The organism is Klebsiella sp. S69 (genome assembly GCF_016516145.1).
Classification (GTDB): domain Bacteria; phylum Pseudomonadota; class Gammaproteobacteria; order Enterobacterales; family Enterobacteriaceae; genus Klebsiella; species Klebsiella oxytoca.
The window spans coordinates 1-20,178 of the sequence record NZ_JACVUU010000024.1; the positions used below are offsets into that span (position 1 = coordinate 1).

Sequence of the window (20,178 nt, forward strand, 5' to 3'; positions counted from 1 at the left end):
TCACTTACTGGAGTAAGCTCATCGGGACTCACTCACTTGCCGCCTTGCCGCAACTCGAATTATTTAGGGCATACAATTGTCATACTTCGAGCCGCAGCCGCGTTGGCTACGGGCTACTCGGCCCATCCATGGGCCTCGCCCTGGCGGGCCGTCGCAAGCGACGTTCAAATCTGCTCCCGGCAGATTTGTCGTTCGCCCGAATCACTTACTGGAGTAAGCTCATCGGGACTCACTCACTTGCCGCCTTGCCGCGAAGTTGCGTCGAAGCAAAGGTTATTTCTGCTCCGGCGTTTTTTTCTTCTTTTTGAACCGGGTCCAGATGCGGGTTTCCTGACGCCGCCACAGACGCTGAATGTTGTCGTGATGGCGCAGCAGAATCAGGCATGAGAGCATCGAAACCGGGAAAGTATACTGCGGTTTGAACCACCAGACATAGAATGGCGCGATCAGCGCGCTGACGATCGCCCCCAGCGAGGAGTAGCCGCTGAGCAGAATCGTGAGCAGCCAGGTTCCGGCCATCACGCCGGTGAGATCCCAGCCGATAGGGGCGATGGCTCCGAAAGCGGTCGCCACGCCTTTACCGCCGCGAAAGTTAAAAAATACCGGCCAGATATGGCCTACGCAGGCGGCAATGGCCACCAGACCGAGCCAGAACGGCGTCAGGCCTAGCGCCCACGCTCCCCAGACCGGCAGCATGCCTTTCAGTACGTCAAAAATAAGCACCGCTACGGCTGCGCCCTTGCCGCCAATTCGCAGGACGTTAGTCGCCCCTGGATTGCCGGAGCCGCTGTCGCGAGGGTCGGGAAGGCCAGCGAGGCGGCAAACGAGAATGGCGCTGGAGATTGAGCCGCAGAGGTAGGCGAGGATAACCAGTCCAGGCGCGATTGCACTCATCAGCTGTTCCATTTTGAAAGTGTCGTTTTATCCCCGGTGCGCTGCGCGTTATCCGCGCATTGGCTCGCAGAGACCCATAGCGATGCTATGCTCCTGGGGCCTTGCCGCGTCGCTCTCTTCCTGCAACGCAAATTATTTAGGGGATGTCTTTGCATCTGTGGATAATACGCATAATTGGCCGGAAGTGGTATCCGGTTTAGCCAAAAAGCAGGCAGGTCGTGATGGATATTGTATTTATAGAGCAACTTTCGGTAATCACCACTATTGGTGTTTATGACTGGGAACAAACCATTGAACAGAAGCTGGTGTTCGATATCGAAATGGCGTGGGATAACCGCAAAGCGGCGGCCAGCGATGATGTCAGCGATTGTCTCAGCTATGCTGATATCAGCGAGGCGGTCATCAACCACGTTGAAGGCGGGCGCTTTGCGCTGGTCGAGCGCGTGGCGGAAGAAATTGCTGACCTGCTGCTGGAAAAGTTTCAATCTCCATGGGTGCGTATTAAAGTCAGCAAGCCTGGCGCGGTAGCCCGGGCGGCCAACGTTGGCGTCGTGATTGAACGTGGCCTTAATCTGAAACAAAACTTTTCAGGTCATACTCGTTAAACAAATTGTGTTTATACCGGTCATAGAATCCGACCATCAGGCTATTTTATTTGCCGTTTTGTCCCCGGGAAGCGCCCGAAAGCCGCGCGTACAACCTGTACGCTCCCGTTTCTGCGCGCTGTCCGTGGCCAATATTGAAGCCTGATAGCCTGGTTATTCGTTTCTGGTTTTTTTCATATTACTTTTTAAAGGGTTTAATTGGATGAGCGATATACACTCGCTGCTGGTGGCGGCAATATTGGGTGTGGTTGAAGGTTTGACCGAGTTTTTACCTGTTTCCAGTACTGGTCATATGATTATTGTCGGTCATCTGCTGGGTTTTGAAGGCGATACCGCAAATACGTTTGAAGTAGTGATTCAGCTTGGTTCCATTCTTGCCGTTGTTGTGATGTTCTGGCGTCGTCTGTTCGGCCTTATCGGTATTCATTTCGGCAAAAAGCCCGAGCATGAAGGCCAGGGCAGCGGTCGCCTGTCGCTTATCCATATTCTCTTGGGGATGATCCCGGCGGTAGTGCTGGGGCTGATTTTCCACGATACCATCAAGTCTCTGTTTAACCCGATAAACGTGATGTACGCGCTGATTGTCGGCGGCGTGCTGCTGATCGCAGCGGAAGTGCTGAAGCCAAAACAGCCCCGCGCGGTGGGCATTGATGATATGACCTATCGTCAGGCGTTCGTGATCGGCTGTTTCCAGTGTCTGGCGCTGTGGCCGGGCTTCTCGCGTTCCGGGGCGACAATTTCCGGCGGGATGCTGATGGGCGTAAGCCGCTATGCGGCCTCTGAGTTCTCATTCCTGCTGGCGGTGCCGATGATGATGGGCGCGACCGTACTGGATATGTACAAAAGTATTGGTTTCCTCAACGCCAGCGATATTCCGATGTTTGCCGTCGGTTTTATCACGGCGTTTATCGTCGCGCTGATTGCGATTAAAACCTTCCTGCAGCTGATTAAACGTATTTCGTTTATCCCGTTCGCCATCTATCGCTTTATCGTCGCGGCAGCGGTGTACGTGGTCTTCTTCTAAGCGCCAGCCCTCAGTCCTGCGGCTGGGGGCAACGCTTTTCTTTCCAGCGGGCGACGGCCTGAATCCGCCGACGCGTCAGCTCTTCACGAATCTCAATTCCCTGAAACCCTTCCGCAACGACCTCTTTTGTTGAGACCGCTCGGGCAACGTCCCAGGCTTCCAGCAGCAGGCGACCCTGAGGGTAATCGCAGGCCTCAAAACCGGTGCGCCCGCGCACGTCGGCTTCACTGGTCAAGGCAATTTGCCTGACCCGCTGCGGCTTGCGCCAGGCATCAATATTATCGAACAGCTTGACCAGCGTTTTTGGCTGCAGCATGGGCAGGGTGTGAATCAGATCGTGAAATTCGGCGACCAGCTTTGCCAGATCGCGCAGCTCGTTGGGTACCCGCAGACGGGCGCAGAGCTGTTCGACCAGCTTTACGCCAGCCGGGCCGTGACCATGATGACGCGGCCAGAGCTCTTTTGGCGTCAGTCCTTTCCCGAGGTCGTGGCACAGGGTAGCGAAACGCACGTCGACTTCGGGTGACAGCATCGCCGCCATGGTGACGGTCATCAGGGTGTGCAGGCCGGTGTCGATTTCCGGGTGCCATTTAGCCGGAGCCGGTACGCCGTAAAGGGCGTCGACTTCCGGGAACAGCAGCTTGAGCGCGCGGCAGTCGCGTAAGGTCTGGAAGAAGACCTGCGGGTTGCGGGTGGTAAGGGCGCTTTCCGTCTCTTTCCATACCCGCTCCGGCGTGAGATGCGCAAGCTCACCGGCATCGGCCATTGCGCGCATCAGCGCCATGGTTTCATCGGCGATACGAAACCCCAGATGCGCGTAGCGGGCGGCAAAACGCGCCACGCGCAGAACGCGTAGCGGATCCTCGCTAAAGGCGGGCGAGACGTGGCGCAGCAGGCGCTGGCGTAAATCAGACTGGCCGCCATAGGGATCGATAATCTGGCCGTCGGCGTCCTGGGCCAGCGCATTGATCGTCAGATCGCGGCGCAGCAGGTCTTGCTCAAGGGTAACGTCAGCGGCGGCATAGCAGGTAAAACCGGTGTAACCGGAACCGGACTTGCGCTCGGTGCGCGCCAGGGCATACTCTTCACGGCTTTGCGGATGAAGGAACACGGGAAAATCACGGCCTACCTGCTGGTAGCCCGCGTCGAGGAGTTGCTGAGGCGTGGCGCCAACCACGACCCAATCTTTGTCTTTAACCGGTAGCCTTAATAACGCATCTCGTACTGCACCACCGACCAGATAAACCTTCACGCCTTACTCTCCCGTCTTCATTTTCTTACGATGATACGTAAGTCTGGCAGAGAAGACGAATTAGTTCATCCAACGGTCTTTGCGTTTGCGGCTCGGTACCAGGTGCGGCAATACCAGTCCCAGAATCAAGCCGACGCCCAGCACGCCGCCGCCGTACATAAACCACTGCATGATAATGGTGCGCTGTTTGTCATCAAGCTGCAGATTTGCGGCATTCACCTTCTTCTGCGCGACAACCAGCTCATTTTTCAGCTTTTGATTCTCTTCTTTCAGACCGTTGATGACGGCATCGCTACCGGCGACTTTCTTCTGCATGTCCGCCGTGCGCTGGTTCCAGGTGGTATCAATGTTATTCAGTTTATCGGTCAGGGTTTTGACCTGGTTTTCCAGATCCGGCACGCGAGTGCGCAGGCTGGGCTCGTTGCTCAGCTCTTTCAAGGGGATCCAAGCGGTACGGCCGCTGCTGTCGCGCACCTGAGCATAGTTAGTGCTGTCGTTAGTTTGCAGCACTGCGACTTCTTCGCCGGCGTTGATGGTGCCCACAAGGCGATAGTTATCGCCCGGACCGCTGCGCACCCAGGTATTCAGTTCATCTGAAACGTAACGTTTTTCTTCCGCGTGAACCGCCGTGGCGGCGCTCAGCGCCAGCAAAGTCAATGTAATAAGGCGTAATTTTGGCATCAGGTCATCGTTTGGTCATAAAAAGTTGAACGATAGTAGTGGCATCGCCGAAGCGACGCAAAGTTTTCCGCCACAATCGGAATCATCCATCAGGTGGCCCGGCAAAATGCGCATTGCATGGCGATTCGCCGCAAAATACTATTTACTGACAAGAAATATCGTTGTTAGTTCGCCGCAATTTCCCGGCACAGCATATAAGCGGAAGAATTCAGTCATGGCTCAAGAAATCGAATTAAAGTTTATCGTTGATCAGAATGGCGTTGACGCGCTGCGTCAGCACCTCAATACGCTGGAGGCAAAGCACACGCCCGCGGGTCAATTACTGAATATTTACTATGAAACGGCGGATAACTGGCTGCGCCGCCACGACATGGGGCTGCGCGTTCGCGGCGACCAGGGGCGCTATGAGATGACGCTGAAAATCGCCGGGCGCGTCGTCGGCGGGCTGCATCAGCGTCCGGAATATAACATTCCACTGGAAAGCCCTGAGCTGGCGCTGGAAAAGCTTCCGGCTGAAGTCTGGCCGCAGGGTGAACTGCCGGCGGAGCTTGCTGAGAACGTACAGCCGCTTTTCAGCACCGATTTTGAGCGTGAGCGATGGGTGGTCAAAGAAGGCGACAGCGAAATTGAAATCGCTCTCGATCGCGGCGAAGTCAAAGCCGGCAAGCATCAGGAACCCATTTGCGAGCTGGAGCTGGAGCTTCTGTCCGGTAATACACAGGATATTCTGACCCTTGCCCGCCGTCTGCTGGATACCGGCGTACTGCGTCAGGGAAGCCTGAGCAAAGCGGCGCGTGGTTATCATCTGGCGCAGGGCAACGAAGAACGCCCGCTGACCGCGTTAACGATCCTTCGCGTCGCGCCGAAAGCCAGCGTCGAACAGGGGCTGGAGGCAGCGCTGGAAAGCGCGCTGGCGCACTGGCTATATCATGATGAAGTCCTCAATCGCGGCAATGCGAAAGCGAAAGCGGAGATTTTGCACGCTATCGCCCGCGTGCGGCACGCGTTGGTACTGTTTGGCGGTATTGTCCCGCGCAAAGCCACCACGCTGCTGCGTGAGCGTCTGAGCGAAGCCGAGGCGGCGCTGGCGGAAGCCGAAACGACCCAGGCGGCGCTTTTCAGCGTGGCGACCGTCAGAGCGAAGCTGGCGCTCACCGATCTGCTGGTTAACCGCGGCTGGCGTCCTTTCCTGAACGCAGCCGGAGAGCAGAAAATTGCCGGATCGTTTAAACGCTTTGCGGATATTCAGCTCTCCAGGGCGGCGGCGGAGCTGAAAAACGCTTTTCGTCAGCCGTCCGCTGACGGTTATGCCGATCAGCTTCCGCGTCTGACCCGCGAAATTGACACCGTTCAGCTGTTATCCGGCGCCTATGCCGGTGCTGCCGCGCCGTGGCTGGAAAACTGGCAAGAAACCCGCCGGGCGATTGCGCATAATGATAGCAGCGTTATCGAATATTTTCGTCGCCAGGCGCTGGCCGCAGAGCCGTTCTGGCTGCATAGTGGAAAACGATAATTTCAGGCCAGGGAGCCCCTAAGATGCCGCTTTCTTCGCAATTACAGCAGCACTGGCAGACGGTCGCTGGCCGGCTGCCAGCGGATTTTCCCGTATCGACGTTGAGCGATCGGGCGCAATCAGTTATGGCATTCAGCGATTTCGTCGAACAGAGTCTGATCGCGCAGCCGCAGTGGCTGGCGGAGCTTGAAAGTGCGCCCCCCGAGGCGCAGGAGTGGCATCACTACGCCGACTGGCTGCAGGTTCGCCTGGCCGAGGTCAATGATGAAGCCGCGCTGATGCGCGAGCTGCGCCAGTTTCGCCGTCGGATTATGGTGCGTATCGCCTGGGCCCAGGCGCTATCGCTGGTCAGCGAAGAGAGCAGCCTGCAGCAGCTAAGCGCGCTGGCGGAGACCTTAATCGTCGCCGCGCGCGACTGGCTATACGCTGCCTGCTGTCGCGAATGGGGCACTCCATGTAATGCTGAAGGTTCGCCGCAGCCGCTACTCATCCTCGGGATGGGCAAGCTCGGCGGCGGCGAGCTGAACTTCTCCTCCGACATCGATCTGATTTTCGCCTGGCCGGAACATGGCGCCACGCGCGGCGGTCGTCGCGAACTGGATAACGCCCAGTTTTTTACCCGCCTCGGGCAGCGCCTGATTAAGGTACTGGATCAGCCCACCCAAGATGGCTTTGTCTACCGCGTGGATATGCGCCTGCGCCCGTTTGGCGATAGCGGTCCGCTGGTGTTGAGCTTTGCCGCGCTGGAAGATTATTACCAGGAGCAGGGACGCGATTGGGAGCGCTACGCGATGGTGAAAGCGCGAATTATGGGCGATAACGATGGCGTCTATGCCAGCGAGCTGCGCGCCATGCTGCGGCCGTTTGTCTTCCGCCGCTATATCGATTTCAGCGTGATTCAGTCTTTGCGCAACATGAAGGGCATGATTGCCCGGGAAGTGCGTCGCCGGGGATTAAAAGACAATATCAAGCTCGGCGCGGGCGGCATCCGAGAAGTGGAGTTTATCGTCCAGGTCTTCCAGTTGATTCGCGGCGGCCGTGAGCCAATGCTGCAGCAGCGGGCGCTGCTGCCGACGCTGGCCGCCATCGAAGAGCTACATCTGCTGCCGGAAGGGGATGCGCAGAGGCTGCGCGAAGCCTATCTGTTTTTGCGTCGCCTGGAAAACCTGCTGCAAAGCATCAACGACGAGCAGACGCAAACCTTGCCGCAGGATGAACTTAATCGCGCCCGGCTGGCCTGGGGGATGGGCGTTGCCGACTGGGAGACACTCAGCGCGCGGCTGGCGGAACAGATGGCTAATGTGCGGCGCGTGTTTAATGAACTGATCGGCGACGATGAAACGCAGTCGCCGGATGAGCAGCTTGAAGAGTACTGGCGCGAGCTGTGGCAGGACGCACTGCAGGAAGATGATACCAGCCCGGCGCTGGCGCATCTTGCAGACAGCGATCGCCGCAGCGTGCTGGCGCTGATCGCCGATTTTCGCAAAGAGCTGGACCGGCGCACGATTGGTCCGCGCGGTCGTCAGGTGCTTGACCAGCTCATGCCGCATCTGCTTAGCGAAATTTGTTCGCGCGCCGATGCTCCGGTACCGCTGGCGCGCATTACGCCGCTGCTCACCGGAATTGTCACCCGCACCACTTACCTGGAGCTGCTGAGCGAATTCCCCGGCGCGTTAAAGCACCTGATTAGCCTGTGCGCGGCGTCGCCGATGGTCGCCAGTCAGCTGGCCCGCCATCCGCTGCTGCTGGACGAACTGCTGGACCCGAATACGCTTTATCAGCCAACGGCCACCGATGCCTATCGCGATGAACTGCGCCAGTATCTGCTGCGCGTACCGGAAGATGATGAAGAGCAGCAATTGGAGGCGCTACGCCAGTTTAAGCAGGCGCAGTTGCTGCACATCGCTGCGGCCGATATCGCCGGAACGCTGCCAGTGATGAAAGTGAGCGATCACTTAACATGGCTGGCGGAGGCGATGATTGACGCAGTCGTCCAGCAGGCATGGCTGCAGATGGTGGCCCGTTACGGGCAGCCGACGCACCTGCACGATCGCCAGGGGCGCGGTTTTGCGGTGGTCGGCTACGGCAAGCTGGGTGGATGGGAGCTGGGCTACAGTTCCGATCTCGATTTGGTGTTCCTCCACGATTGCCCGATGGAGGTGATGACCGACGGCGAACGCGAAATCGATGGCCGTCAGTTTTATCTGCGCCTGGCGCAGCGCATCATGCATCTTTTCAGTACCCGCACCTCGTCAGGCATTCTGTACGAAGTGGATGCTCGCCTACGCCCCTCTGGCGCAGCGGGGATGCTGGTCACTACCGCCGATTCCTTTGCTGATTATCAACAGAATGAGGCATGGACATGGGAACACCAGGCGCTGGTTCGCGCCCGCGTAGTGTATGGCGATCCTGAGCTACAGGCGCGCTTTGACGCCATTCGCCGGGATATTCTTACTACCCCGCGAGAAGGCGAAAAATTGCAAACCGAAGTGCGGGAAATGCGCGAAAAAATGCGCGCTCATCTGGGGAATAAACATCCCGATCGCTTTGATATTAAAGCCGATGCCGGTGGGATCACCGATATTGAATTTATTACTCAGTATCTGGTCCTACGCTATGCCAGTGATAAACCGAAGCTCACGCGCTGGTCCGATAACGTTCGTATCCTGGAACTGCTGGCGCAGAACGACATTATGGACGAGGCAGAGGCGAGGGCGTTAACTCATGCTTACACCACGCTGCGCGATGCGCTACATCACCTGGCGCTGCAGGAACAGCCGGGGCACGTGGCGCCAGATGCGTTTAGCCAGGAGCGTGAACAGGTCAGCGCCAGCTGGCAGAAGTGGTTGATGGCTTAACTAAAAAACCGGGTGTGCTATTATCGCGCGCAAAGTTTGCGTCTCGCAGGAGAGAGTAATGAAAGTAACGCTGCCAGAGTTTGAACGTGCAGGAGTGTTGGTGGTTGGCGATGTGATGCTGGACCGCTACTGGTATGGTCCCACCAGCCGTATTTCGCCGGAAGCGCCGGTACCGGTGGTGAAGGTGGAAAATATCGAAGAACGTCCTGGCGGCGCGGCAAACGTGGCGATGAACATTGCGTCGCTCGGCGCGACCTCCCGCCTCGTTGGTCTGACCGGGATTGACGATGCCGCCCGTGCGTTAAGTAAGGCGCTGGCTGACGTCAACGTGAAGTGCGATTTCGTATCCGTCCCGACGCATCCGACGATTACCAAACTGCGCGTGCTGTCGCGCAACCAGCAGCTGATTCGTCTCGATTTTGAAGAAGGGTTCTCCGGTGTCGATCCGCAGCCGATGCACGAACGTATTCAGCAGGCGCTGGGCTCTATTGGCGCACTGGTGCTTTCTGATTACGCCAAAGGCGCGCTGACCAGCGTCCAGACCATGATCAAGCTGGCGCGCGATGCGGGCGTTCCGGTGCTTATCGATCCGAAAGGCACTGATTTTGAACGCTATCGCGGCGCTACCCTGCTGACGCCTAACCTCTCAGAATTTGAGGCGGTAGCGGGTAAATGTAAGGATGAAGAAGAGATCGTTGAACGCGGCATGAAAATCATCGCCGATTTCGACCTCTCTGCGCTGCTGGTGACCCGTTCCGAGCAGGGGATGACGCTGCTGCAGCCGGGGCGACCGCCGCTGCATATGCCCACGCAGGCCCAGGAAGTCTATGACGTTACCGGCGCGGGCGACACGGTCATCGGCGTGCTGGCGGCGACGCTGGCTTCCGGCAATACTCTGGAAGAAGCTTGCTACTTTGCCAACGCGGCGGCTGGCGTCGTGGTGGGTAAACTCGGTACCTCTACCGTTTCGCCTATCGAACTGGAGAACGCGGTACGCGGGCGCTCTGAGACCGGTTTTGGCGTGATGAGCGAAGAAGAACTCAAGCTGGCGGTAGCCGCGGCGCGCAAGCGCGGCGAGAAAGTTGTGATGACCAACGGCGTGTTCGATATTTTACACGCGGGCCACGTTTCCTACCTGGCGAACGCTCGCAAACTGGGTGACCGGCTGATTGTCGCGGTGAACAGCGATGCTTCAACCCGGCGTCTGAAAGGCGAGTCTCGTCCGGTCAACCCGCTGGATCAGCGAATGATCGTGCTGGGCGCGCTGGAGGCCGTCGACTGGGTGGTTTCTTTTGAAGAAGATACTCCGCAGCGGCTGATTGCCGGAATTCTGCCGGATCTGCTGGTGAAAGGTGGGGACTATAAGCCGGAGCAGATTGCCGGCAGCGAAGAGGTGTGGGCAAACGGCGGCGAGGTGCTGGTGCTCAACTTCGAAGATGGCTGCTCAACGACCAATATCATCAGGAAGATCCAGAAAGATAACAATCAGTAATGTTTTCTCTCTTCACTGGAGCGGCTGCTAATCCGGATCTGGTAAGCGAAAATAAGCGTAACCAGCGATAACGCTGCAAATTCGTACAACAGAGGCCCGCGATCGTCTAATCGTGGGCCTCTTTCTATTTAATGACGGCATAAATGATTTGGCTCAATAAATAGCCATTTCAGGCGCATTTTTCGTACAAAAAAAGTTAAGGTAAGGATAAATACTGAAGTCAGTAAAAAGCATATGACCAATCAGAACACCAACGGCTGAAGGAGTATGCGTATGAAGAATAAAGACATGTATTTAATGAAGAATTTTGATTTTCTGGCCCAGAGTTTCGCCAGAATGAACGCACAAGGTCAGCCCGTCGATCTTCAGGCCATTGTCGGCAATATGGATGAAGAGCATCGTGAATGGTTTTGTCAACGCTATGAACTTTACTGCCAGCAGGCGAATAAAGCCATGACCCCTGAAGCGGAGCTGGAGCACTAATCTACTTACCCTCAACCGATACGACAACGGGCCTGACGGCCCGTTGCTTGTTTTTAGAGCTTCTCTTCGGCGTCCGGCGCCGCCGGCGCGTTTAGAGGACGATTTTCCAGCTCGCTCAGACGTTGCTCCAGAAGCGCCAGCTTTTCACGCGTGCGCAGCAGCACCTGCGTCTGCACGTCGAACTCTTCGCGGCTTACCAGGTCCAGGCGAGTTAACTGCGACTGGAGCACCTGACGAATTTTTTTCTCCACGTCTTCCCCCAGATCGCGGAGCCCCTTCGGCATCGATTCATGAACCTGGCGGGCGATTTGTTCAATTTTTTTCGGGTCAATCATGGTGGTTTCCTGCTCTGGTCGGTTATTCGCTCATTGTAGTGCGATCGGCGGTACCTATAAACCATAAATGTTTGAAGCTTATGCATTGCCGACGATAGTCAATAGCGTTATAGTTACTTCGCTTATTCTCAGGGCGGGGCGAAATTCCCCACCGGCGGTAAATCAACCATAGCGTTGAAAGCCCGCGAGCGCTTTCTGTAAATGCAGAAAGGTCAGCAGATCCGGTGTAATTCCGGGGCCGACGGTTAGAGTCCGGATGGGAGAGAGTAACGGCTCAGTCGGGTTTTCGCCCGCTTGCGTTGACTTTTGCCGCTAAACCGGCGCTCCTAAGACTGCCCTGATTCTGGTAACCATACAATTAATGAGGTTTATTTACCATGAATCAGACGCTACTTTCCTCTTTTGGTACCGCTTTTGAACGTGTGGAACGTGCTTTAGATGCACTGCGCGAAGGCCGCGGTGTGATGGTACTTGACGATGAAGACCGTGAAAACGAAGGCGATATGATTTTCGCCGCAGAAACCATGACCGTTGAGCAGATGGCGCTGACCATTCGCCACGGTAGCGGCATTGTCTGCCTGTGCCTGACGGAAGATCGTCGTAAACAGCTCGACCTGCCAATGATGGTAGAGAACAACACCAGCGCCTACGGTACCGGTTTTACCGTCACCATCGAAGCTGCTGAAGGCGTGACTACCGGCGTTTCCGCCGCTGACCGCGTAACGACCGTACGTGCGGCAATTGCCGATGACGCGAAGCCGTCAGACCTGAACCGTCCTGGCCACGTTTTCCCGCTGCGCGCTCAGCCGGGCGGCGTTCTGACCCGCGGCGGCCACACCGAAGCTACAATCGATCTGGTCACCCTGGCTGGCCTCAAACCGGCGGGCGTACTGTGCGAACTGACTAACGACGACGGCTCTATGGCGCGTGCGCCGCAGTGCATTGAGTTTGCTAAACAGCACAATATGGAAGTGGTCACCATTGAAGATTTAGTGGCTTACCGTCGCGAACACGAGCGTAAAGCCAGCTAATTGCCGCTGGTTGCTGAATAAAGCCCGCCTTATGGTGGGCTTTATTGTTTTTAGCTTTTGTTTAGCCAATCCCTACCGTTTGCAAAACCACCAGGCTTAATCCCATTACCGACATTCCGCACAACACGCCATAGCTCGGGTTGCTTTGCGGATCGAGTTCTTTCGCCAGCGGCATGAGCTCATCAACCGATAGCGCAATCATAATACCGGCAACCGCGGCCATGACCGCGCCCATCATCACCGGAGAGATCACGCTGCCCAGTACCAGCCAGGCCAGCACGCCGCCGAAGATTTCCGCCATCCCGGAAAGCCCTGCCCAGAATACCGCTTTACTCCTGGAACCCGTGGCGGCATAGACCGGCCCTGCTACTGCCAGCCCTTCCGGGATGTTATGCAGCGCGACGGCTAACGCGACCCCCATGCCCAGCTCAAGGTTATTGCTGGCCGTCACAAAAGTGGCAATACCTTCAGGAAAGTTATGCAGGCTAATGCCTAACGTCAGCAATATCGCCGTACGTCGCAGATTTCGCGGGCGGGAGATGCCGGGGGTCATAAGATCTTGCGCATGGGCGTGAGGCAGCATGCGGTCAAGCGCAAAGTAGCCCAGAAGGCCGATGATAAACATGCCGTAGCCGAGCAGCGGCGACATGCCTTCAGTCGCCAGCGCAGCGGGCAGCATCTCCATTAAGGAAATGAGTAGCATGATCCCGGCGGCGAAACCCAGAGAGAAACCCAATAAGCGGTTCGAGGGTTTCTGGCCGAGCACGCCGAATATTGCCCCAATAAAGGTGGCGCTCCCTGCCAGCAGAGTCAAAATGATGGGTGAGGACAACATTCACCTCCTTATGAAAATGATTCTTATTGAGAATATCGCTATTCATAGACGATCGCGAGTACACGGATTCACTCTTTACCGCCCCTTACATTCAAATTTTCTGACGATCATCATCATGCTTATCTGAGTTTATCCTGAATCAAAAGCGCGTAATGTAAATACATCAACTCTCTCTCAATCAAGGATATCACTATGTCCCGTATCCGCATGCCCGCGCTATTTTTAGGCCATGGCAGCCCGATGAACGTGCTGGAAGATAACATCTATACTCGCGCCTGGCGGCATCTGGGCGAGACTTTACCGCGGCCGAAAGCCATCGTGGTTATCTCCGCTCACTGGTTCACTCGCGGTACGGGAGTGACGGCGATGGAAGCGCCGAAAACGATTCATGATTTTGGCGGTTTTCCACAGGCGCTATACGATATGCATTATCCGGCTCCGGGTTCACCTGAACTGGCCCAGCGCCTGGTTGAGCTGCTGGCGCCGGTGCCGGTGACGCTGGATAAAGAAGCCTGGGGCTTTGACCATGGTTCATGGGGCGTGTTGATTAAAATGTATCCCGACGCCGATATTCCGATGGTGCAGCTAAGTATTGATAGCACGAAACCTGCCGCATGGCATTTCGAAATGGGGCGTAAGCTGGCTCAGCTGCGCGATGAAGGCATTATGCTGGTGGCAAGCGGCAACGTGGTGCATAACCTGCGCACCACACGCTGGCACGGCGAGAATACGGCCTATCCCTGGGCGGAGTCGTTTAATAACTACGTGAAGGCGAACCTGGCATGTAAAGGCCCCGTGGCGGAACATCCGCTGGTGAATTACCTGACGCATGAAGGCGGATCGTTATCTAACCCAACGGCCGATCACTTCCTGCCGCTGCTGTACGTACTGGGGGCCTGGGACGGCGAGGAGCCGATTACGATCCCGGTAGAAGGAATGGAAATGGGATCCCTGAGCATGCTGTCAGTGGTGATTGGCGCTTGAGAACAGATAAACCCCGGCCGTACGCGATACTGCCGGGGTTAGAGGTTACTCAACGAAAATGTGCGGATAAAAACGCGATAGATCCTGGGTGATCATTGCCCGGTCTTCGCGAATGCCAATACCCGCCGGCTGGTCGTTAATCAGCCAGCTGCCGATGAGCGTGTAGCTGTCGCCAAACTTCGGCAACGGATAGAACTCCTGCACGATGGTGCCTTCTTCACCGTACGGACCTTCTACCGCCTCCAGCACTTTGCCGTTTTCAACAATAGAAATGTTAGCGCCTTCGCGGGAGAAAATGGGCTTGATAACATACTTGTCCATTTCCGGGTGCGCATCTTCACTGAAATAAGCGGCCAGCAGGTTCGGATGGTTGGGGAACATCTCCCACAGCAGCGGCAGCAGCGCTTTGTTGGAGATGATGCTCTTCCAGGCCGGCTCCAGCCAGCGCACGCCAGCGTCTTCCAGCTTGGTGGAGAACACCTCGCGCAGCATGTATTCCCACGGATAGAGCTTGAACAGATTACCAATCACCTGATCCTGGAGGTCGGTAAACTGGCCTTTTTCACCCAGTCCAATGTCTTCGATGTAGAGAAACTCAGTAGCCACGCCCGCTTCTCCGGCGCAGTCCTGTAAATACTGCACGGTGCCACGGTCTTCAACGGTATCGCGGCAGCAGGCCATGTGGAGCAACTGGAAGCCGAACTGCTCGCGAAGCTCGCTGAAGCGATCGATCAGCTTCTCCTGCAGGCTGTTAAACTGATCGCTGCCCGCAGGCAGCTGACCGGCGTTCAGCTGATCTTCCATCCAGATCCACTGGAAGAATGCCGCTTCGTACAGCGAGGTCGGCGTATCGGCATTGTTCTCCAGCAGTTTCGGCTCACCGACGCCGTCCCACGCCAGATCGAGACGCGAATACAGCGAGGGCTGATGGGTTTTCCACGACTGACGCACGAATCCCCAGGTATGTTTGGGGATGCGGAATTTGGTCATTAAATCATCGCTGGCGATGACTTTTTCAACCGCCTGCAGACACATCTGGTGCAGTTCTGCCGTGACGTCTTCGAGCTTCTCAACCTGCGCCAGCGTCAGTTTGTAATAAGCTTCTTCGCTCCAGTACGGCTCGCCGTACATGGTGTGAAAGTTAAAACCATATTCTGTCGCTTTTTCACGCCAGTCCGGGCGCTCGGTAATGCTGATTCTTTCCATGTCGCTTAGCCGCCCATCGAGCGTGATGAAGAGGAGCTCGCCGAGCTGCGCTGCATCGTTGACTGCTTGGCGACCGAGTCGCCAAATCCGCCGCGCGTCACGGTGCTGGTGGTGGCCGGTTTTGGCGCCATTGCGGTTTTCGGCACGTTCATGGTACGGCCCGGTTGCGCTGCGCCGTAGCTCTTACCGCCAGCGTCGGTATATTTACCATAGGCCGGGCTGGCCGGGTTTTTTGAGCTGAACAGCGGCTGCTGAGCGCCCATTCCGCCGCCCATCATCCGGCCCATCATGTAGCCAGCCATCAGCGGCATCCAGAAGCTGCCGCTGCTTTGCGCCTGAGCCTGGTTTTCCGGAGCCATACCGGCCTGAGCCGGCGCCTGCTGGCACTGACCTTCACCGAACTCGGCGACGCAGTCTTCGCGGGAGGCGTATTTAGGGGCTGTACGTTCCGCTTCTTTAAGCGCGTTATTGTAGGCAGTGGTGCACTCTGCGGCTTTGCTCGGGTTGGCGGCAGAGCAGTCATCGGCATTTTGATAAAGAGAAACCGTTTCATCGCTTTGTTCACAACCGGCGAGCATAAACACGGCCGTAACGGCAAGCGCAACGGGAGTTAAATGGCGCGCGCTCCAGCTTTTGCGAAAGGAGGCGTGATTAATATTTTTTGTCCGTTTCATGATTGTCTTCCTGGACCCAGTGGTATGCGTTTTGTTAACGCTCAGGATAGAGGATGAGTGGTGGAAAATGAAGCGAATAGGGGTGGAAAGCGGGAGATCTTTACGTTGCCTTACGTTTAACGCTTCGCTTACCCGTGTGGGTAAGCGAAGCGCGGACGACGCAAGCGGACTACTGGCGGAACGGATTGCTGCCGCTGGTGCTGCGTGCTGATGCTGGTTTTGCCGCGGCGGTGTTGCTGTAGCCGTCGGCGCTGGCATCCTGCTGAGGATTTTCCGGCGCGACGCTATCCGGTGAAGTCGGAATAGACTTGCCCAGCGTATTGTTCAGCGCAACCAGATCCTGCTCGTTCAGCGTACCGAGTGCGGATTTGATGTTCAGCTCGTTAATCAGGTAGTTATAACGCGCGTTGGACAGTTGCTGTTTTGCGTTATACAGCGTAGTGGTCGCGTCCAGGACATCGACGATGGTACGCGTACCTACCGAATAACCCGCTTCCATAGCATCCAGGGAACTTTGCGCGGAAACCACGGCCTGTTTGTAGGCATTAATGCTGCTGATAGACGCGTTCACGTTGTTAAAAGATGAACGAACGGTCTGCACCACGCTACGGTGGGCGCTTTCCAGCTGTTCGCTGGCGCCGACAAAGTTGTACTGCGCCTGTTTAACCTGAGAGTTCACCATTCCGCCCTGATACAACGGCAGGGAGAAGCTAAGGCCGATTTTGTTTTGACCGGCATCGTTATCTCGGTATTGCGCATTATCACGGGTTTTTGAGCCGTCGTAGCTGGTGTTTGACACGCCGCTTGAGGCGGACAAGCTTAACGTCGGCAGATGACCATCCTGCGCCTGGCGAATCTGCTCACGCGCCAGATCCTGGCTCAGACGCGCCTGCAGCAGCGACAGGTTACGGCTTTCCGCTTCTTTCAGCAGCGCGTTAACGGCTGACGGTTTGTTGGTTTTAAAACCATCCACGTTGAGCGACGCCAGTTCTGGATAGTAGTTGCCGGTCACCTGGCGCAGTTCTTCAACGGCGTTATCGAGATCGTTGCGCGCGGTGACTTCATTCGCCAGCACAGCATCGTACTGCGAGCGGGCGTTTTGTACGTCAGTGATGGCAACCAGGCCAACGTTAAAGCGCTGGGTGGTCTGATCTAACTGACGATAAATCGCCTGTTTCTGCGCTTCGGTATAGGAGAGCGTGTCGATCGCGGCCAGCACTTTAAAATAGGCGGTTGCGGTGTTCAGAATCAGCGATTGCTGATCCGTCTGGTAGGTGACGTCCTGAATACCCGCTTGTTTTTCCTGCAGCGTCAGCGCTCGCCATTTTGACATATCGAACAGGACCTGCGTGAGCTGCAGCGAGCCGCTGGTGACGTTGGAGTTAACGCCGTTGCTGTCGCGAAATCCGTTGGTATAGGAATAATCCGCACCCAGACCGAGCTGCGGCAGTAATGGGCTACGCGCTTCGTTGATCTTCTCGAATGCGGCATCACGATCGGCTGCTGATTTACGCAGATCAGGGTTACTGATACGCGCCTGCTGATAAACCTGCAGCAGGTTTTCTGCCTGGCTCATGGCGCTGAAGCCAGTCAGGCCCAGGCCGATAAGGATGGGAAAGAGTTTCTTCATTTGCATTCCTTGTTGTGAAGCATTTAGCGCTACTCAAATTCTAAAAATAATCGCTGATTGTATAGAGTCTGTTACCGTAAAAAGTTGGCGTTATGTGCCATGGGGCGGTAATTTGCACCAATCTAACATACGCGCCATAAAACGGTAGCCACACCGTCTATAAATTCATAACTTCATATTCTACAGGATATCGAAATGAGTAATGTCAATCAGCAGGAGATTACCTTCTCTAAAAACGATGTAGAAATTATTGCACGCGAAACGCTCTATCGTGGTTTTTTTTCGCTCGATTTATATCGTTTCCGCCACCGCCTGTTTAACGGTGAGATGAGCGGCGAGGTGACCCGCGAAATTTTTGAGCGCGGTCACGCAGCAGTCTTGCTACCCTTTGACCCGGTGCGTGATGAAGTGGTGCTCGTCGAGCAGATCCGTATTGCGGCGTATGATACCAGTGAGAGCCCGTGGCTGCTCGAAATGGTCGCCGGCATGATTGAAGAAGGCGAGTCGCCTGAAGATGTCGCCCGCCGTGAGGCGGTAGAAGAAGCCGGGCTTAATGTCGGCCGTATTAAGCCGGTCCTGAGTTACCTGGCCAGCCCCGGCGGCACCAGCGAAAGGCTGTCTATTATGGTGGGTGAAGTCGATGCAACGACGGCAAAGGGGATTCACGGACTGGCCGATGAAAATGAGGATATTCGTGTCCATGTGGTAAGCCGGGAACAGGCTTATCGGTGGGTAGAAGAGGGGAAAATCGACAACGCAGCCTCTGTCATTGCGCTGCAATGGCTGCAACTGCATTATCACAATTTACGAAACGAGTGGACAAAATGAAGCGTTATACACCTGACTTCCCTGAAATGATGCGCCTGTGTGAAACCAATTTTGCTCAGCTGCGCCGCCTGTTGCCGCGAACGGATGCAGCGGGAGAAAAGGTGAGTTACCAGGTGGGCAATGCGCAATACCGATTAACGATCGTCGAATCGACCCGCTACACTACCTTAGTGGCGATTGAACAGACTCTGCCAGCGGTGAGCTACTGGAGTCTGCCGTCAATGACGGTACGGCTCTATCACGATGCAATGGTCGCTGAAGTGTGTTCAAGCCAGCAGATCTTTCGCTTCAAAGCGCGGTATGATTATCCTAATAAAAAGTTGCATCAACGCGACGAAAAGCATCAAATTAATCAGTTTCTGGCCGATTGGCTGCGATACTGTTTAGCACATGGAGCGATGGCGATTCCGGTTTGTTAGCGTCGTGAAACCTAAGGACACCATTTGGAAAGCCTGTTAAACCTACCTTTGGCTGGTGAGGCCAGAGTCAGGATATTACAAATTACTGATACTCACCTGTTTGCTGAAAAACACGAAACGCTGTTAGGTATCAATACCTGGGAAAGCTATCAGGCTGTGCTGGATGCTATCCACGCCTCTCAGCGAGAATGCGACCTGATTGTTGCCACAGGCGATCTGGCGCAAGATCACTCCGCCGCGGCCTATCAGCATTTTGCTGAAGGCATCGCGAGTTTTGCTGCACCCTGCGTCTGGCTACCGGGCAATCATGATTTTCAACCGGCGATGTACAGCACGCTGCAGGAATCAGGTATTTCCCCCGCTAAACGCGTATTGCTGGGCGACCACTGGCAAATATTGCTGATGGACAGCCAGGTGTTCGGTGTGCCGCACGGCGAGCTGAGCGATTTCCAGCTGGAGTGGCTTGAGCAGAAGCTGACGGAGGTTCCTGAGCGTTACACGCTGCTGCTGTTACACCATCATCCTCTGCCGTCAGGCTGTAGCTGGCTGGATCAGCATAGCCTGCGCAATGCCGGGGCGCTTGATTGCGCGCTGGCTGCTTTTCCTCGCGTTAAGCATCTGCTGTGCGGTCATATTCACCAGGAGCTGGACCTTGACTGGAACGGGCGGCGAATGATGGCCACGCCATCCACCTGCGTGCAGTTTAAGCCGCACTGCGCTAACTTCACGCTCGATACCGTCTCCCCAGGCTGGCGCTGGCTGGAACTGCATCCTGACGGCACCTTGACCACTGAAGTTTGCCGCCTTGAAGGCGTGAAATTTCACCCGGATATCGCTTCAGAAGGATACTGATGTCTACGCTTCTCTACCTGCATGGTTTTAACAGCTCACCGCGGTCGGCAAAAGCGACTGCGCTGAAAGAGTGGCTGGCGCGGACTTATCCCCACATCTCTATGGTGATACCGGAGCTCCCGGTTTATCCCGCGCAAGCGGCAGAATATCTGGAGGCCCTCGTGCTGGAACACGGCGGCGAACCGCTGGGCGTTGTCGGCTCCTCGCTGGGGGGATATTATGCGACCTGGCTATCGCAGTGTTTTATGCTGCCCGCGGTGGTAGTGAACCCTGCGGTGCGCCCGTTCGAGCTGCTGAACAATTTCCTGGGCCCCAATGAGAATCCATACACGGGGCAGCAATATGTGCTAGAGTCACGCCATATTTACGATCTCAAAGTCATGCAAATTGACCCGCTGGAAGCGCCGGATTTAATCTGGTTATTACAGCAAACGGGCGATGAAGTGCTTGATTACCGCCAGGCCGTTGATTATTTCGCCTCCTGCCGACAAACGGTAGAGGAGGGCGGTAATCACGCATTTGTTGGCTTTGAAGATCATTTCACTCAGATTATCGATTTTCTGGGCCTGCGCTAAGCGGTTC

The 20,178-nt window shown here is 55.9% G+C and carries 20 protein-coding genes and 1 riboswitch; of the genes, 12 read left to right on the forward strand and 8 right to left on the reverse strand.

The annotated features are described in order from the left end of the window. Positions 1 to 273: 273 nt before the first annotated feature. Positions 274 to 894, reverse strand: coding sequence for a glycerol-3-phosphate 1-O-acyltransferase PlsY (gene plsY / locus IAE27_RS21750; protein ID WP_004105883.1), 621 nt, complete (start codon positions 892 to 894; stop codon positions 274 to 276). Between the two features lie 221 nt (positions 895 to 1,115). Between plsY and folB the strand changes: the two genes are divergently transcribed. Both folB and bacA read left to right on the forward strand, forming a co-directional pair. Continuing rightward, positions 1,116 to 1,499 (forward strand): bifunctional dihydroneopterin aldolase/7,8-dihydroneopterin epimerase, encoded by a 384-nt coding sequence (gene folB, locus IAE27_RS21755; RefSeq protein WP_004105881.1) that lies wholly within the window; start codon positions 1,116 to 1,118, stop codon positions 1,497 to 1,499. 202 nt (positions 1,500 to 1,701) lie between these two features. Continuing rightward, positions 1,702 to 2,523, forward strand: coding sequence for an undecaprenyl-diphosphate phosphatase (gene bacA, locus IAE27_RS21760; protein ID WP_004105879.1), 822 nt, complete (start codon positions 1,702 to 1,704; stop codon positions 2,521 to 2,523). Between the two features lie 10 nt (positions 2,524 to 2,533). Here bacA and IAE27_RS21765 read toward each other — a convergent pair whose 3' ends face one another. Then, on the reverse strand, positions 2,534 to 3,775 hold the full coding sequence (locus IAE27_RS21765; protein WP_154022529.1) for a multifunctional CCA addition/repair protein: 1,242 nt from the start codon (positions 3,773 to 3,775) through the stop codon (positions 2,534 to 2,536). Positions 3,776 to 3,835: 60 nt separating this feature from the next. Beyond that, the gene (locus tag IAE27_RS21770; protein WP_004105876.1) at positions 3,836 to 4,456 is read right to left on the reverse strand and encodes a TIGR04211 family SH3 domain-containing protein; all 621 of its coding nucleotides are present in this window, start codon (positions 4,454 to 4,456) and stop codon (positions 3,836 to 3,838) included. 214 nt (positions 4,457 to 4,670) lie between these two features. Between IAE27_RS21770 and IAE27_RS21775 the strand changes: the two genes are divergently transcribed. The 4 genes from IAE27_RS21775 to glgS all read left to right on the forward strand — a co-directional run bounded on the left by IAE27_RS21775 (position 4,671) and on the right by glgS (position 10,802). Further along, positions 4,671 to 5,969 carry an inorganic triphosphatase gene (locus IAE27_RS21775; RefSeq protein WP_154022530.1) on the forward strand — a complete coding sequence of 433 codons (1,299 nt, stop codon included), beginning with the start codon at positions 4,671 to 4,673 and terminating at the stop codon, positions 5,967 to 5,969. A gap of 23 nt (positions 5,970 to 5,992) precedes the next feature. Next, on the forward strand, positions 5,993 to 8,827 hold the full coding sequence (gene glnE / locus IAE27_RS21780) for a bifunctional [glutamate--ammonia ligase]-adenylyl-L-tyrosine phosphorylase/[glutamate--ammonia-ligase] adenylyltransferase (protein ID WP_154022531.1): 2,835 nt from the start codon (positions 5,993 to 5,995) through the stop codon (positions 8,825 to 8,827). Between the two features lie 58 nt (positions 8,828 to 8,885). Beyond that, on the forward strand, positions 8,886 to 10,319 hold the full coding sequence (hldE, locus tag IAE27_RS21785) for a bifunctional D-glycero-beta-D-manno-heptose-7-phosphate kinase/D-glycero-beta-D-manno-heptose 1-phosphate adenylyltransferase HldE (RefSeq protein ID WP_004115631.1): 1,434 nt from the start codon (positions 8,886 to 8,888) through the stop codon (positions 10,317 to 10,319). Positions 10,320 to 10,592: 273 nt separating this feature from the next. Beyond that, on the forward strand, positions 10,593 to 10,802 hold the full coding sequence (gene glgS / locus IAE27_RS21790; RefSeq protein ID WP_004115630.1) for a cell surface composition regulator GlgS: 210 nt from the start codon (positions 10,593 to 10,595) through the stop codon (positions 10,800 to 10,802). 53 nt (positions 10,803 to 10,855) lie between these two features. On the opposite strand, the gene ubiK is transcribed toward glgS, so the two are convergent. Then, positions 10,856 to 11,137: a ubiquinone biosynthesis accessory factor UbiK gene (gene ubiK / locus IAE27_RS21795; RefSeq protein WP_004105871.1), complete on the reverse strand. Its 282-nt coding sequence runs from the start codon at positions 11,135 to 11,137 to the stop codon at positions 10,856 to 10,858. Positions 11,138 to 11,257: 120 nt separating this feature from the next. After that, a riboswitch (FMN riboswitch) is annotated at positions 11,258 to 11,409 on the forward strand. A 105-nt stretch (positions 11,410 to 11,514) separates the two neighbouring features. On the opposite strand from ubiK, the gene ribB reads away from it, so the two are divergent. Continuing rightward, positions 11,515 to 12,168 (forward strand): 3,4-dihydroxy-2-butanone-4-phosphate synthase, encoded by a 654-nt coding sequence (gene ribB, locus IAE27_RS21800; RefSeq protein ID WP_115239184.1) that lies wholly within the window; start codon positions 11,515 to 11,517, stop codon positions 12,166 to 12,168. A 61-nt stretch (positions 12,169 to 12,229) separates the two neighbouring features. Here ribB and zupT read toward each other — a convergent pair whose 3' ends face one another. Continuing rightward, positions 12,230 to 13,000, reverse strand: coding sequence for a zinc transporter ZupT (gene zupT, locus IAE27_RS21805; RefSeq protein WP_026055884.1), 771 nt, complete (start codon positions 12,998 to 13,000; stop codon positions 12,230 to 12,232). A gap of 195 nt (positions 13,001 to 13,195) precedes the next feature. Between zupT and ygiD the strand changes: the two genes are divergently transcribed. Next, the gene (gene ygiD / locus IAE27_RS21810; protein ID WP_154022532.1) at positions 13,196 to 13,987 is read left to right on the forward strand and encodes a 4,5-DOPA dioxygenase extradiol; all 792 of its coding nucleotides are present in this window, start codon (positions 13,196 to 13,198) and stop codon (positions 13,985 to 13,987) included. A gap of 45 nt (positions 13,988 to 14,032) precedes the next feature. Here the strand turns inward: ygiD and IAE27_RS21815 are convergent, their stop codons facing one another. The 3 genes from IAE27_RS21815 to tolC all read right to left on the reverse strand — a co-directional run bounded on the left by IAE27_RS21815 (position 14,033) and on the right by tolC (position 17,497). Next, the gene (locus tag IAE27_RS21815) at positions 14,033 to 15,193 is read right to left on the reverse strand and encodes a glutathionylspermidine synthase family protein (protein WP_070556249.1); all 1,161 of its coding nucleotides are present in this window, start codon (positions 15,191 to 15,193) and stop codon (positions 14,033 to 14,035) included. Positions 15,194 to 15,198: 5 nt separating this feature from the next. Beyond that, positions 15,199 to 15,867, reverse strand: coding sequence for a DUF1190 family protein (locus tag IAE27_RS21820; protein ID WP_004105863.1), 669 nt, complete (start codon positions 15,865 to 15,867; stop codon positions 15,199 to 15,201). A gap of 169 nt (positions 15,868 to 16,036) precedes the next feature. Next, entirely contained in the window at positions 16,037 to 17,497 is a 1,461-nt protein-coding gene (gene tolC, locus IAE27_RS21825; RefSeq protein ID WP_023330044.1) for an outer membrane channel protein TolC, read from the reverse strand. A 195-nt stretch (positions 17,498 to 17,692) separates the two neighbouring features. Between tolC and nudF the strand changes: the two genes are divergently transcribed. Genes nudF through yqiA form a run of 4 tightly spaced genes read left to right on the forward strand, consistent with a single transcriptional unit; the run spans position 17,693 to position 20,171 of the window. After that, complete coding sequence (gene nudF / locus IAE27_RS21830; protein ID WP_004105859.1) at positions 17,693 to 18,325, forward strand: ADP-ribose diphosphatase; 633 nt, start codon at positions 17,693 to 17,695, stop codon at positions 18,323 to 18,325. After that, positions 18,322 to 18,744, forward strand: a complete 423-nt coding sequence (locus IAE27_RS21835; protein ID WP_004105856.1) for a DUF1249 family protein — start codon at positions 18,322 to 18,324, stop codon at positions 18,742 to 18,744. Before nudF ends, IAE27_RS21835 begins: the two co-directional genes overlap by 4 nt. A gap of 24 nt (positions 18,745 to 18,768) precedes the next feature. Beyond that, positions 18,769 to 19,596: a 3',5'-cyclic-AMP phosphodiesterase gene (cpdA, locus tag IAE27_RS21840; RefSeq protein WP_004105854.1), complete on the forward strand. Its 828-nt coding sequence runs from the start codon at positions 18,769 to 18,771 to the stop codon at positions 19,594 to 19,596. Then, complete coding sequence (yqiA, locus tag IAE27_RS21845; RefSeq protein WP_004115623.1) at positions 19,596 to 20,171, forward strand: esterase YqiA; 576 nt, start codon at positions 19,596 to 19,598, stop codon at positions 20,169 to 20,171. Before cpdA ends, yqiA begins: the two co-directional genes overlap by 1 nt. The last annotated feature ends 7 nt before the right edge of the window (positions 20,172 to 20,178 follow it).

Excerpts from the sequence above, each read along its gene's own strand:
- folB (WP_004105881.1), top strand. The coding sequence starts at position 1,116 with ATGGATATTGTATTTATAGAGCAACTTTCGGTAATCACCACTATTGGT.
- IAE27_RS21775 (WP_154022530.1), top strand. The coding sequence starts at position 4,671 with ATGGCTCAAGAAATCGAATTAAAGTTTATCGTTGATCAGAATGGCGTT.
- plsY (WP_004105883.1), bottom strand. The coding sequence starts at position 894 with ATGAGTGCAATCGCGCCTGGACTGGTTATCCTCGCCTACCTCTGCGGC.
- IAE27_RS21835 (WP_004105856.1), top strand. The coding sequence starts at position 18,322 with ATGAAGCGTTATACACCTGACTTCCCTGAAATGATGCGCCTGTGTGAA.
- ygiD (WP_154022532.1), top strand. The coding sequence starts at position 13,196 with ATGTCCCGTATCCGCATGCCCGCGCTATTTTTAGGCCATGGCAGCCCG.
- hldE (WP_004115631.1), top strand. The coding sequence starts at position 8,886 with ATGAAAGTAACGCTGCCAGAGTTTGAACGTGCAGGAGTGTTGGTGGTT.
- nudF (WP_004105859.1), top strand. The coding sequence starts at position 17,693 with ATGAGTAATGTCAATCAGCAGGAGATTACCTTCTCTAAAAACGATGTA.
- ribB (WP_115239184.1), top strand. The coding sequence starts at position 11,515 with ATGAATCAGACGCTACTTTCCTCTTTTGGTACCGCTTTTGAACGTGTG.
- IAE27_RS21815 (WP_070556249.1), bottom strand. The coding sequence starts at position 15,193 with ATGGAAAGAATCAGCATTACCGAGCGCCCGGACTGGCGTGAAAAAGCG.
- yqiA (WP_004115623.1), top strand. The coding sequence starts at position 19,596 with ATGTCTACGCTTCTCTACCTGCATGGTTTTAACAGCTCACCGCGGTCG.
- IAE27_RS21770 (WP_004105876.1), bottom strand. The coding sequence starts at position 4,456 with ATGCCAAAATTACGCCTTATTACATTGACTTTGCTGGCGCTGAGCGCC.
- IAE27_RS21820 (WP_004105863.1), bottom strand. The coding sequence starts at position 15,867 with ATGAAACGGACAAAAAATATTAATCACGCCTCCTTTCGCAAAAGCTGG.
- glnE (WP_154022531.1), top strand. The coding sequence starts at position 5,993 with ATGCCGCTTTCTTCGCAATTACAGCAGCACTGGCAGACGGTCGCTGGC.
- glgS (WP_004115630.1), top strand. The coding sequence starts at position 10,593 with ATGAAGAATAAAGACATGTATTTAATGAAGAATTTTGATTTTCTGGCC.
- bacA (WP_004105879.1), top strand. The coding sequence starts at position 1,702 with ATGAGCGATATACACTCGCTGCTGGTGGCGGCAATATTGGGTGTGGTT.
- ubiK (WP_004105871.1), bottom strand. The coding sequence starts at position 11,137 with ATGATTGACCCGAAAAAAATTGAACAAATCGCCCGCCAGGTTCATGAA.
- tolC (WP_023330044.1), bottom strand. The coding sequence starts at position 17,497 with ATGAAGAAACTCTTTCCCATCCTTATCGGCCTGGGCCTGACTGGCTTC.